Origin of the sequence: Vibrio sp. 10N.222.48.A3 (assembly GCF_041475345.1) — a bacterium.
GTDB classification, from domain to species: Bacteria; Pseudomonadota; Gammaproteobacteria; order Enterobacterales; family Vibrionaceae; genus Vibrio; species Vibrio tasmaniensis_A.
The window spans coordinates 1-13,274 of sequence record NZ_JBFRVX010000569.1 but is presented as its reverse complement, the minus strand read 5'-3'; the positions used below and the strand labels follow the sequence as shown (position 1 = coordinate 13,274).

Genomic DNA, 13,274 nt, shown 5'->3' with positions numbered 1-13,274 from the left:
ATTTTACCTTTGCTTTCAGCATGTGGTAGCGATAGTAAGAGTACCGCCGCCACCACTCCTAAGCCTACCCCTCCTCCCGGATATACCTTGCCAAGCGAATCGAGTTTGATCACCAATTACAATGTCGACAGTGCTTTTAATACGGTATTCCCAAGTAACTACCAGATAGCGAAAGATGCAGGTTTTGATTACTTTATTAAAATACCGTTACGCTCAGATTCAAGTATTAGTATTACCATTCTTGCGACAAAAGGTAGTGATGAGGATCTGCGTCAAGCCATTGGTGTGTGGACTTCTCTTCTGTCCGAAAATGGAGCGAATACAGAACTGAGTAAGCTTGATGTCTTTAAATCGATAAGTCAGCGTCAGGGTACGCTTCTTATGGCATCGTCAGAAGGTGATATTGGTAATCTTCAGCAAGAGCTACTGAGGTTGTTGAAAGCGCGTGAGCCTAAACTTGCCTCAGCTACAGCTGATAACTACCTGCAGCTGATAGCTTCAGATAATGATCTATTCAAAAAATATGGTTGGTTTGTTCATAGCCAAGCGCTTGGTTATAACGAAACGACATACGTTGGTGAGACAGAGTATTTCACTGGTTATAATTCCGTTACCAATGTAGGTAAAAGAGATGCTTCAATAGAAGAAATTCTTCATATAACTCAAGCTCAAGGAATTGCCCCTTTGACCGGTGATGGTAGCAAAGGCGGATTGCAAAAAAGAATTACTGCCCATAGCTTGAGTATTTTCAAAGATTATCGGTATGACAGCACAACAGGCTTATATGTTTACGAGGATAAAGACACTAGCAAAGATTATGTGGCTAAAAGTTCCATTTGGAGTCCACAAGCAGCAGGCGCAACTCTTGATGAAAAACGTGAAGAACAATGGGATGGCGATTGGGGCGGTGACGATATAGGTAAAGACCTAGGAATGCCTGAGCAGTATAAGATGGGGCAAACCTTTTCTCACGAGTATTTTGCCGCACTAGCAGACACGTATTACGGAATGTATGGTGGGTTTAATTCAGAGTTTGGAGGAATGGATAACTACCGTTACGTTACCCGAGAAACTTTGCCTAGTGATAGTACTGGTTTTGCTATCGTCAAAGAATTCTTGCCTGAATATCATCAATATACGGCAAGGATTGATAGTGCAAAGGTCGATACGTATTTGAAAGCGAATCCGTCTTTAAATAATACATTTAAGATCCAAATTTCTTCTGATGATAAAGAAAAGTACACCTTTAAATCTCAATATATTAAAAATTTGAAAATCGTAGGTTCTGAGGCTTTAGATATACTTGGAAATCCTCAGGATAATTATTTTGAGGGGAATTCTGCTAACAACACTTTCGATGGATCTGATGGTACCGATGTATTGAAGATTAATGGTAACAAAAACGATTATTCGATTGAAAAGCTGGCTGGTGGTGTGACAAAAATTTCTGGTAAATCGATTGGAACGGACAAGATTTCCAATGTGGAATACATTAAATTTAACGATGAGGTTGTTAAGGTAGACAAAATCTAGTTAAAGCGACTCAAGCACCTAAATATATCCCTTCTATTTATTCCGGCAAAAACCACTTACATCCGTAGGTGGTTTTCATCGATTGATACTGACACAGCAAGCCTAATCCCCCTCTCATTTGGTTTTTATAACGACCAACATAATCATTTCATCCCGAACTCAAATGACCTTAGAGGTGAAGCTGTCATTTCCCTTTTAAGCTGGCGGTAGTTTCAGATTGTCTTCATTCGGGCATTCGATGGCACACTTAAATGCTCGTCGAACCGGGGGGCTTAACGCTTGAACTATGAACTTTTCTAGACGATACTTTTTTCTTACATTGCTCCCTAATTTGACGCGTAATATGTTGATTTTGAATGAGGTATTTTGATTGGCAATAGTATCGATTAGGAAGTTTGAATCATGAAAACTTACATTTCTGGGCTGCTCACACTCATTCTTTCATATTTAATTACCGGCTATTCTTTTGCTGTTGGTACAGCGATTGTACTGCCAGGGCAACATGAATCCGGCGCTGATCTTTCGGGCTCCCCAATGTCTGCGAATGCTGTCATTGATTGGGAAATTGCGAACAGTGACCTCGTATTTGGCTCTTATGCAGATAAAACCGACAATAAGCGAGCTACGACAATTGGGTATATGTATAACCAAAAAATGGAGCTCAATTCTGGTTGGTTGGAGAATGACCTTCGTAATAACGCAGAATTACATGGCGTTGATTTTGAAGACTTCTTTCTCCATTTTTCTGAAGATACAGTGCTTGCAGAAGTTGATAACACCCACGGTGAAAATACTCTCTTAAGTGGAAAGCCTATGACCTTGGGCTATACAGCCAGTGAAGATCATGCGGGCTTTTGGCTGTATCAAGAGCCTCCTTGGGATGCTGATGTGTTTGAGAATTTCGAACAGGGCGGGGCTTTGTATGTCTATCATGCTGAACAGTTCGAACGTCTGACCTTTAAGTTCTCACAGTTTGCTGTCAGCGGCGAATTCTGGATTGAATACCCAACAGCTATTGACTCTCACGGAAGGGTTTCACAGTGGGAAAGGCTCGATGTAAAGAAAGACAAAACGCTCAATATGACCAGAAACCAATCGGTGATTTGGAACCTTCCGGGTAACTGGGTAAGAGCCACAACTCATGATGGCAGTGGGGTGAGTTATGGTGGCGGCCAGTATTTTGGTTCAACCTTTTTGAGAGAGGGTGGCCGTTTATACGTTGTGAGAGTTCGTTGGCAAAGTGAGAACGCAGACGACAGGCCGCGGTTAAAAGAAGTAAAACTCAAAAATAGCTTTCCAACCGTTAAGTTAACCGACGCTCCGACCACAACTCCGGATGGCAATGCTATCAGCCAATGGCGAAAAATTCGTGGCTTTGACGTGTCTGCAGACCTGAATGGCGATAACTACTTGTCGCCAAGCGAGTATCGAAATCGAACCAATAAGAATGCGACAGCGCGTTTTCGTTGGGAATCAAGAGTGGTGCCATTTGGTCGAATGTGGAGCACGAATTCATCTTGGTCGTTAACGAACGTCGCAAACGCGGATTATTTATTGGCCATTCATCGCTACTACAAGCAAAGCTGGGCAAGCCAAGGTTTGAATGGTGCATACAACGACGACACAAATAAACTCATTGGCTCGAACCAGTTCTATGTCCATTCTGGCGGACATGTTCAAGAGTTAGGATCTGTTGCGGGTTCAAATCAAGCGGATGATCTCTACAAGCAACAATTTTCAGCGTTTCTCCAAAATCTATCTGTTTTAGAAAGTGATGCGTCTATTGGGTTGAACATTGGTATGGCGAACTTGCTGGGTCGAAATGGGCAGTCTCATCTTAGCGAAGCCGGGTCTTTGTATCTGAGAGAGCATTACATTTTTCCGTCTACTGGATTTAGTGGTTACTCGGGGATCTCTAAGTTCTGGGATAATTCTGCGCTCGCCTACAATGGACAAAGAGTTATTTTTCAGGCGACAACGCGTTACGGGCGAGTCCAATATCTAGGAAATAGTGAAGAGAATTGGAAGAAAGACCAATACTCGACCCTAGCGATTTACCACCTCAATCGACATGCTCAACACAGCTATTTTAATCAGTGGAACAATAGTTACGTCTATGGGAGTGATAACACGACTGCAGACACTTTCTGGCAAAGTGGTGTCCCTAAAAATATCGCTTATCAACCAAGTTCGTTATTAGCCGTTGATTTGGGAGAGGCGAGTCATCAGGCCCTACAGGGATTTGAGCCAATTCCTTTGATGTTGTCGACAACGACACCTCAACCCGCAGACTACACCATCGTTGGTGATTCATCGATGAGTGAAGTGGTGCATGCTGATCTGCCTAATGGTATGACTCACGTTCTACCTACGTTCACGTACTTTATGTATCAATCTAAAAATCAGGTGGCCGCGGGTGGCCCTGAAGATATGGTGTTAGCGAGAGAGTTCAGCAATGGTCGTGTGTTGTACCGCACGGATTTCCACGGTAAGAATTCGAGCTTTTATGAGGCAGAGAAGCTGATGATTGTATTGGACGTGCCGATGAAGCCTGTCGATGAAAACGGCAACATCGGAGAGTATGTGACTGAAATTCATATTGGCGGTTATGAAGGGCTGTTCTTGCTTTATTAGAATTATTTAGATAGACGAAGGGGAGCATTTGATAGAGCAGGAGGCAGAAGGCTCTAGAAATTTTGCATATCGACTGATTGATGACTGAAGCCAATTGATTTTGCCGCATTTAGTAGAGCTTGTTGGGTCTTGAATACCCTTGGTTTCAGCTTTCGGTCGGACTCTAAGAAACTATTTATTCCCCACTTGCTGCTTAGAACCATCAAGTAATAGCCATCATTGTTTGGAGAGTTTACGGCAATTGCTGATTCTAAATCGCCACGTTTGAAATGCTCCTTAAATTCGCGTAATACCATATCAATATCCTTATTCGATGATTAAAAAAGGGAGCGAATCGCTCCCTAGTTAATGTTGGTACTAATGATTACAAGAATGCGCGGTATGGCAGTTCTGGGTCATTTTTAAAGATATCTGCAAAACCACGGAAGTGTTGGTAGTGCATGCGACTTTTATCTGTAGGGTAAGTGTATCGGCCACCGACTTGCCAGAAGAAAGGTGCGAAGCCGTATTGCAGACGTTCTTTCTTCATGTTCCACAGCATTTCAATTTCACGTGGGTCATTTTGGAAGTTAGCCCAGATATCGTGGTGGAAAGGAACAACGACTTCACAATCCAAAGATTCAGCGGCACGTAAAATGTCTGAAGACGTCATTTTGTCAGTTACGCCACGTGGGTTTTCACCGTAAGAAAGCAGTGCAACGTCGATCTTGTGGTCATTACCGTGCTTAGCGTAGTAGTTTGAGTAGTGAGAATCACCAGAGTGGTAAACTGAACCGCCTGTCGTTTCTACTAGGTAGTTCACTGCACGATCGTCCATGCCACCTAAGATATCAGTGTCTAAAGAAGAAGTGCCTTCAGGAAGTGTCACTAGAGCAGTACGGTCGAATGCATCAAGAACCTTAATATTGACGTCTTTGATCTTAATCTCGTCGCCAACTTTCGCGATAACACAACGATCTTCTGGCACACCCCATTTCATCCATAAATCAACACACGCTTTAGGACCAATGAATTTAACGTGCTCGCCACAGTTTTGTAGAACGGCTGCAGCAACGTTGATGTCAATGTGGTCGCCGTGATCATGAGATGCCATAACCGCATCGATCTCTTTAATAGCGAAAGGGTCCAATGGGAAGATTGCAGTACGTAGGTTTGGCTGAAGTGCTTCAACACCGCCCATACGCATCATTTGGTGCTGGTTTTTCATTTTTTGAACAGCTTGTGTTTTTTTACCAGTACCACACCAGAAGTCCATTGATAGGTTTGCACCACCTTCTGATTTTAGCCAAATACCTGTACAGCCAAGCCACCACATAGAAAATGTATTCGGTTGCACGACGGTTTGCTCGATCTCTTCATTTAACCATGTGCCCCACTCAGGGAATGTATTTAGGATCCAAGACTCGCGAGTGATTTCGTTTACGTTGCTCATGATAATACCTTTTATTTCAATAATTTGATTAATTTTGGATGTAGGGAGCCGAGCGCCTTAATTTTGATTAAGGCACTGAGCTAAATTTATTATTATTGGTGGGCTAGTTAGCCCTTCGATTTAAACTAGGATGACTTGCGTCCCTTGAGCTTCAATCCGCTTGACGACTTCGGGGTTGGCATCTTTACCAGTGATGACGATGTCTATTTGCTTGGTGCTGCAAAAGAGCATTCCGGTACGTTGTCCAACCTTTGAACTGTCGACAACAACAACGAGTTTATCGACCTGTTCAAGCATTTGCTGCTCTGCTACAGCAGTTAACATGTCGGCTTTGTAGAGGCCAGCATCGGTTAAGCCTTTACCAGAGGTAAACATCCAGTTTCCAGCATAGCCTCCCAGTGAATTGGGCGCGGGATTTAAAAAGATGTTCTGCGCTTTGTTGTATTGACCGCCAATGATGATGACATCGTCATGATCTTCGTTGATCAAGTAGCTTGCGAGTGGGAAGTAGTTCGTTACGATCTGTACATCTTCCCCACATAACTGTTGTCCAAGTAGGAACGCAGTAGAACCACAGTTGATCACAACTGTATCTCCAGCCTCGCAAAGTCCTGCTGCTGCTTGCGCAATCTCTGCTTTCTCTTCATAGAACTCAGTGCTGTTGATATTGAGTGGTGACCACTTTCTCTTCTGATTCTCTACTCGCTCAGCGCCATTTCGAACTTTTCTAAGTCGGCCAACTTCATCTAATTTAGCGATGTCACGTCTTGCAGTAGCAGGTGAAACACTAAATTTATCAATAATATGTGAGACGTTTATTGTCTGCATATCTTCTAATAGCGACACGATGCCGTTATGTCTTTGTACTTCATTCATATTTATCACTCTTTATGTCGTTGTGACAATTTGATGATTACTTTTGATTTGTTTTGATTCTAATAATCACCATCATGATTGTCAAACTACATTGCTATAAAAACTAGATCTTAATCACAATGATTTATAAGTTATTGATTTTATTTGATTTGTTGTTTTTTGGTGTGATCCGAAGCTCAATTAGGCACATTCTGGGTGTGGTTAATTGATATAAATCAAAGTAATCACAAGTGAGCATTGAATGATTACTTTTGATTGGTAAAGTCTAATTCGTGAGCAAAAATAGACATCATCACATCCTACATACCATTAAAATTAAAATTAATCAGGGGTAAAGATATGGAATTCTTATACGATATTTTCTATATTTTTTACAGTCAGGTAATGACCAAAGCACCTTTGCTACTCGGTCTTGTTACTTGTCTGGGTTACATTCTACTCAAGCGTGACGCAACAACTATTATCTCCGGCTCTATCAAAACCATCGTTGGTTTCATGATAGTGCAGGTAGGTGCAGGAACATTGGTAGCGGGTTTCAAACCAGTGATTCTGAAAATGAGTGAGATTCATGGATTGACGGGGTCAGTGATAGATCCGTACACAACCATGATGTCTACCATGGAGACCATGGGAGACAATTATTCTTGGGTTGGATATGCCGTATTACTGGCACTTGGTCTCAATATTCTTCTTGTTGCCTTCCGCCGCATCACGGGCATCAGAACCATCATGCTTACGGGACATATCATGTTCCAACAAGCTGGCCTCATTGCTGTTTTCTACTTCGTGCTTGGTGCAGGTATGTGGGAAACCATCATCTATTCAGCAATATTGATGGCGTTGTACTGGGGTATCTCGTCTAACATCATGTTCAAGCCTACCCAAGAGGTTACTGGCGGGGCGGGTTTCTCTATTGGTCACCAACAACAGTTTGCGTCATGGGTAGCGACAAAGGTTGCTCCTAAGCTTGGCGACAAAAATGACAGCGTTGACCACATCAAACTGCCTAAATGGTTACACATTTTCCACGACAGTATCGCAGCGACAACGCTAGTCATGACTGCTTTCTTCGGCATTATTCTTCTTTCATTTGGTCTTGATAACCTTCAAGACATGGCAGGAAAAACACACTGGTTTATCTATATTTTCGAAACTGGGTTGAAATTCGCAGTGGCTATTCAAGTTATCGTCACCGGCGTCCGTATGTTCGTAGCGGAATTGTCTGAGGCATTTAATGGTATTTCTCAACGCCTTATTCCTAACGCTGTGTTAGCAATCGATTGTGCGGCTATCTACGCATACTCTCCAAATGCAATGGTGTTCGGTTTCATGTGGGGCGCTGTTGGTCAATTCACAGCCGTTCTTGCAATGTTAGCCTTTGATTCTCCTATCATGATCATTCCTGGCTTTATCCCAATGTTCTTCTCGAACGCGACGATTGGTGTGTTTGCGAACCACTTCGGTGGTTGGAAAGCGGTAATGAAGATCTGTTTCGTGATGGGCATCATCGAGGTGGTTGGTTCTGCTTGGGCAATTCATATCTTTGCTCAATCGGGAGCAGAGTTTAATGGCTGGATGGGTATGGCTGACTGGGCTCTCGTCTTCCCACCTATCATGCAAGGTATTTCGAGCTCTAACATGTTCTTCTTCGGGATTTTGGCTTTAGCTGGTGTCTACATGTACTTCGCTTCTAAACAACTACGAGCTGAAGAAGACGCAGAAGCTGCCGCTGAAACAATGACCGCAGTAACACCTGAGGGCATTGAGGTTGAAGTCGCAGTACCACAACAATCAACAGCAACTGCTCAAGCTCCTTCAGCTTCTGCAACGGCAGCTTCTACAACATCCGAAAATCGAGTCTCACCAGCAGCTGACCAGAAACCGGTTCGTGTCTTAGTGTGCTGTGGTTCAGGGCAAGGTTCTTCAATGATGTGCTCTAAGAAAATCAAAGAGTACTTGGACAAGAAAGGCATTCCTAGTTCGACCTTTAACAGCGCTATCACTGATTACAAATCGCACCTTGGTTCATTCGACATCATCGTTACTTCGGTTGCGCTTGCAGCGAAGATTACGGGTCTGCCGGAAGGTAAGCAACAGTTAGCGGTTAAGAACATGATTATGGTGAAAACTTTCGGCGACGAGCTTGTTTCCATCATCGAGAACAACTTCCACAAATAATGATAAACGGCTCAGTGGTATCGCACTGCTGAGCCAATAAAAACAATTATATAAGTGAGCAATAACATGAACTTAAAAGAATCTCTTATCAAGAATAACTCTATCCTACTGAACGCAAAAGCAACTGACTGGAAAGCGGCGATCAAGCTAGGTACTGACGCATTGGTTAAAGCCGGTGTTGCTGAAGAGCGTTACTACGACGCGATTACCAAAGCGATTGGTGAAGAAGGCCCTTATATCTGTATTCACGATGCGTTCGCTCTGCCTCATTGCCGGCCTGAAGATGGTGTGATTCGTACCGGGTTTGCGTTAACCGTGCTTGAAACGCCCATTACGTTTGAAGGTGTTGATGAGCCAGTTGATGTACTGATCACGCTAGCGGGTAAAGATTCAGAAGAACACATCGACGGTACCATGCAAGTGGCGAACTTGATTGAGTTCGATGAAGATTTCTCAAAACTTCGCGCATGCAAAAGCCCAGAAGAAGTGGCGCGTTTAATTGATGCTGCGTTACTGCAAGCGGAAGCAGCGTAAGGAGACAACTATGTCTATATATAGCCAACTGAAACAACGCGTCTTAGAAGCCAATTTGCAGCTTCCGAAGTATCGTTTGGTGACATTCACTTGGGGCAATGTCTCTGAGTTTGACCGTACTAATGGCGTGATAGCGATTAAGCCATCAGGTGTCGAATACTGCGATATGACAGCTGAAGATATGGTGGTCGTCGATCTAGAAGGCAACATTGTTGAAGGGAAACTTAATCCTTCAAGTGATACCGCAACTCATTTAGAGCTTTATAAAGCTTTCCCGGAAGTGAGTGGCATTGTTCACACGCATTCACGCAGTGCCACAATTTGGGCACAAGCTGGTATCGATATTCCGGCCTTGGGTACTACTCATGCTGACTATTTCTACGGTGACATCCCATGTACTCGTCGATTGTCTCACTCTGAAATTGCTAAAGAGTACGAGAAAAATACCGGCTTGGTGATCATTGAAGAGTTCAAGCAGCGTCGAATCGATCCAATGGCCGTTCCCAGCGTGATTGTTGCAGGACATGCACCTTTCTCTTGGGGCAAAGATGCCAACGATGCGGTTCACAACGCGGTGGTATTAGAAGAAGTTTCTGCAATGGCCTTGGCAACCCGCACCTTGAATAGCGGTATCAAAATTCAGCCAGAACTATCCGACAAACACTACTTACGTAAGCACGGTGAAAATGCTTATTACGGCCAACAGTAAATCGGTTGTTCGTTTAAGTAAGCCGTTTAACGAGCTTCGACTCTAAGTAGTTTCAATATTGATTAGGCCCGACTTCAGGGAATAAGTGAGAGGACTCTATGTATAAAGTGCTGGCGTTAGATCTCGATGGAACCGTGTTAAAGGATGATCACACGATTCATCCAGAACTGAAAAAGGCGATCCAAGAAGCCAAACAAAGTTGTCATGTCGTGATTGTGACTGGTCGACACCACACAGCAGCACGACCTTATTACTACGAATTGGGGTTAGATACGCCAATCATCTGCTGTAACGGCACTTATGTTTACGACTATCAAACTGAAACGGTACTGACTCAAAACGCGATAGATAAAGACAAAGCACTGACCTTCATCGATATGGCAGAAGAGTTTCAGCTCAAAATGGTCATGTACATCACGCATGCCATGACGTACTCACACTACAACCCATTTGCCTACATGTTGGCATTGGAAAGTTGGGCAGAAACGGCACCAGAGCAACATCGCCCTCAAATTTACCAAGTGGAATCATTCATTGAAACGGCTCAGCAAGCCGAACACGTTTGGAAGTTTGTGGTGGAAGGTAGCCAAGACTCAGTAGACCGTTTAATGCAACACCCATGGATAGAAGAGAACTTCAACGGTGAGCGCTCTTGGTCAAACCGAATCGACTTTGCTGCGAAAGGTAACAGTAAGGGCCTACGCCTTGCTGAATACATCGCAGAACTCGGTTATCAAGCCGATGACGTCATTGCCGTCGGTGATAACCACAATGACATTTCCATGCTCAAGTACGCCGGGTTAGGCGTAGCGATGCTCAATGCTGATGACATCGTCAAGTCACACGTTCAATGCGTGTGCTCAACAGATAACAACCATGATGGCTTAGCCCGTCTAATACGTGAACAAATTAAAGGATAACAACATGACTAAACCAATGATTCAGATCGCCCTAGACCAAACAAATCTTCCTGCAGCAATTGAAGTGGCAAACAACGTTGAAAGCTTCGTTGATGTGATTGAAGTGGGCACTATTTTGGCTTTCGCAGAAGGCATGACGGCGGTTTCTACGCTTCGTAAAAACCACCCAGACCATATCCTTGTATGCGATATGAAAACCACCGATGGCGGTGCTATTTTGGCTCGTATGGCATTCGAAGCGGGCGCTGATTGGATTACCGTTTCTGCTGCTGCACACATCGCAACCATTGGTGCATGTAAGAAAGTCGCTGATGAATTTAACGGTGAAATCCAAATCGAAATTTATGGTAACTGGACAATGGACGATGCTCAATCTTGGGTCGACCTAGGTATCTCTCAAGCTATCTATCACCGTTCTCGTGACGCTGAATTAGCTGGTGTGGGCTGGACTGAAGAAGATCTCGTGAAGATGCGTGCATTGTCTGAAATGGGTATCGAGCTTTCTATCACAGGTGGCATCGTGCCTGAAGACCTATACCTATTTGAAGGCATTAAGGCGAAAACCTTTATCGCGGGTCGCGCACTTGCGGGTGACAAAGGTAAAGAAACAGCAGAAGCACTAAAAGCTCAGATCGATCGCTACTGGAACTAGGAGGCGTTATGTATCAAAACTTGTTACGCCACCGTGTAGGGCTTTATGAAAAGGCCCTACCTAACGAACTCAGCTGGGAAGATAAACTTAAGCAAACCAAAGAACTCGGCTTTGATTTTCTTGAGATATCGGTAGACGAATCAGACGAGCGTCGCAGTCGACTAGATTGGAATGACGAAGAAGTGTATGCCTTGCGTCGTCTTTGTGAAAAGCACGGCGTACCGCTGCAATCCATGTGTTTAAGCGCGCATCGTAAGTTCCCATTCGGTTCAGCAGATCCGGCGGTTCGTGAACAAGCGGTTATCCATATGGAGAAAGCGATCTCGTTGGCTTATAAGTTGGGTATTCGTACCATCCAACTGGCTGGCTATGACGTTTACTACGAACCTGCTGATAAAGTGACTAACCATAGGTTCATTGAAGGCATGAAGCTTTCGGCGCAGTTGGCGGAAAGAGCGGGCGTAATGCTTGCTGTGGAAATAATGGACACCGATTACTTGAACTCTTTGAGTAAGTTCGAAGTGCTGAGTCGCGAAGTTAATTCACCGTATTTCACGGCGTATCCTGATGTGGGCAATATCTCTGGTTGGAATTACGACATAGTGACGGAGCTAAAACTGAGTAAGCCTCATATCACTCAGATCCACCTCAAAGACACTTATAAAGTGACTGACGAGTACAAAGGGCAGTTTCGAGACTTAGTGATTGGTGATGGCGAAGTTGACTTCAATGCTATTTTTGAAACGTTGAAAGAGACTGAGTGCGTTGTACCACTCGTGATCGAGATGTGGGCTCAAGATGAACGCTGGAAAGAGAATATACTGACGGCACAAAAACGTTTGAATGAAGTTTGTGTTCAAACGGGTGTTCCGAGATTGTTTGACCACTAACTCTACCTAGAATAATTAACCAGTTTCTCTTTGCGTTCTCGATGCTCATAACGAAAAGAGAAAATGCAGCATATTGCCCCCAATATGCTGCATTTTTATATCAACATGTCGCTCTAAACTGCTGAAGCTGAGGTTATGTCAATTTCGAAATAGTGGCGGTTCTTAAACAGCGATCGTCACATGATCACGGCCCACTTCAGCCATCTGAATCAGGTAGTCCGTGTGGTATTTCTTCTTGATGACGATTTGGCTACCGATTTCAGCAACAATCTTTACCACTTCCAACGCATCAGAAGGATGTAATGAAGAGTCTTTTGAAATTTCGATATTAACGCCTAAATTTGCCAATTTGATGATGTCGCTAGAATGCATGGTCGTGTCCAAGGTATTTGATTTTCGTGGACTATATCATCTTCAATTTATGCAACTCTACTTGGTTTAAGTAAAAATGGGTGAGATGTGTTCAAAATATGATTTCAATAGTAAAACAACGGCTTTTATTGCATCAATTCGTTTAATTGTCGGATTGTTGAATAAGATCATATTAAGACGATCATGAATAGGTTTTATGTATGGTGATTAGTAGTATGAGTCTCAAAACAATATGAGAGATTGACTATGCCAAAGTTAGATAAATATAAAGGAATTATTTTTGATCTCGATGGGACTCTGGTCAATTCTATGGTTGCACACGCTCATGCATGGGAACAAACTTGTCAGAAGTTTGGTATTCCCTACGACAAAGAGTGGCTCGATCAACTTGGTGGGATGCCATCGCGAAAAGTGACTCAAGAGATCCTTAAGCGTTACGATCTAACTCTTGATGCTCAACAAATTACTTCGGACAAAATTGCCAACTTTGAAGCCATTGAGCACAAAGGGGATGTTATTCCAGAAACCTATGCACTCTTACAGC

General features: G+C 43.5%; 13 protein-coding genes. 9 read left to right on the top strand and 4 right to left on the bottom strand.

Annotation, left to right across the window (positions count from 1 at the left end; translation table 11 throughout):
- On the top strand, window positions 1-1,533 hold a 1,533-nt coding region (locus AB4653_RS16280; protein WP_372104728.1), incomplete at its 5' end, for a hypothetical protein.
- A 402-nt stretch (window positions 1,534-1,935) separates the two neighbouring features.
- Window positions 1,936-4,167 carry a hypothetical protein gene (locus AB4653_RS16275; protein WP_009845905.1) on the top strand — a complete coding sequence of 744 codons (2,232 nt, stop codon included), beginning with the start codon at window positions 1,936-1,938 and terminating at the stop codon, window positions 4,165-4,167.
- A gap of 53 nt (window positions 4,168-4,220) precedes the next feature.
- On the opposite strand, the gene AB4653_RS16270 is transcribed toward AB4653_RS16275, so the two are convergent.
- The 3 genes from AB4653_RS16270 to ulaR form a co-directional block, all read right to left on the bottom strand.
- Complete coding sequence (locus AB4653_RS16270) at window positions 4,221-4,463, bottom strand: hypothetical protein (RefSeq protein WP_009845904.1); 243 nt, start codon at window positions 4,461-4,463, stop codon at window positions 4,221-4,223.
- Window positions 4,464-4,531: 68 nt separating this feature from the next.
- A complete protein-coding gene (ulaG, locus tag AB4653_RS16265) occupies window positions 4,532-5,599 on the bottom strand; it encodes an L-ascorbate 6-phosphate lactonase (protein ID WP_009845903.1) in 1,068 nt (355 codons plus the stop codon).
- 120 nt (window positions 5,600-5,719) lie between these two features.
- Window positions 5,720-6,475, bottom strand: coding sequence for an HTH-type transcriptional regulator UlaR (gene ulaR, locus AB4653_RS16260; protein WP_009845902.1), 756 nt, complete (start codon window positions 6,473-6,475; stop codon window positions 5,720-5,722).
- A 339-nt stretch (window positions 6,476-6,814) separates the two neighbouring features.
- Here ulaR and AB4653_RS16255 point away from each other — a divergent pair, with 339 nt between their 5' ends.
- The 6 genes from AB4653_RS16255 (at window position 6,815) to AB4653_RS16230 (ending at window position 12,358) form a co-directional block, all read left to right on the top strand.
- A complete protein-coding gene (locus AB4653_RS16255) occupies window positions 6,815-8,653 on the top strand; it encodes a PTS ascorbate-specific subunit IIBC (RefSeq protein ID WP_009845901.1) in 1,839 nt (612 codons plus the stop codon).
- 66 nt (window positions 8,654-8,719) lie between these two features.
- Window positions 8,720-9,187: a PTS sugar transporter subunit IIA gene (locus tag AB4653_RS16250; RefSeq protein ID WP_009845900.1), complete on the top strand. Its 468-nt coding sequence runs from the start codon at window positions 8,720-8,722 to the stop codon at window positions 9,185-9,187.
- Window positions 9,188-9,203: 16 nt separating this feature from the next.
- A complete protein-coding gene (locus AB4653_RS16245) occupies window positions 9,204-9,896 on the top strand; it encodes an L-ribulose-5-phosphate 4-epimerase (protein WP_032555158.1) in 693 nt (230 codons plus the stop codon).
- A gap of 98 nt (window positions 9,897-9,994) precedes the next feature.
- Window positions 9,995-10,816 (top strand): pyridoxal phosphatase, encoded by an 822-nt coding sequence (locus AB4653_RS16240; protein WP_009845898.1) that lies wholly within the window; start codon window positions 9,995-9,997, stop codon window positions 10,814-10,816.
- A gap of 4 nt (window positions 10,817-10,820) precedes the next feature.
- Window positions 10,821-11,468: a 3-keto-L-gulonate-6-phosphate decarboxylase UlaD gene (locus tag AB4653_RS16235; protein ID WP_009845897.1), complete on the top strand. Its 648-nt coding sequence runs from the start codon at window positions 10,821-10,823 to the stop codon at window positions 11,466-11,468.
- 8 nt (window positions 11,469-11,476) lie between these two features.
- Window positions 11,477-12,358 (top strand): L-ribulose-5-phosphate 3-epimerase, encoded by an 882-nt coding sequence (locus AB4653_RS16230; RefSeq protein WP_009845896.1) that lies wholly within the window; start codon window positions 11,477-11,479, stop codon window positions 12,356-12,358.
- A 162-nt stretch (window positions 12,359-12,520) separates the two neighbouring features.
- Here the strand turns inward: AB4653_RS16230 and AB4653_RS16225 are convergent, their stop codons facing one another.
- A complete protein-coding gene (locus AB4653_RS16225) occupies window positions 12,521-12,730 on the bottom strand; it encodes a hypothetical protein (protein WP_009845895.1) in 210 nt (69 codons plus the stop codon).
- A gap of 246 nt (window positions 12,731-12,976) precedes the next feature.
- On the opposite strand from AB4653_RS16225, the gene AB4653_RS16220 reads away from it, so the two are divergent.
- Window positions 12,977-13,274: HAD family hydrolase (locus AB4653_RS16220; RefSeq protein ID WP_372104725.1), on the top strand; the 298-nt coding region annotated here is incomplete at its 3' end.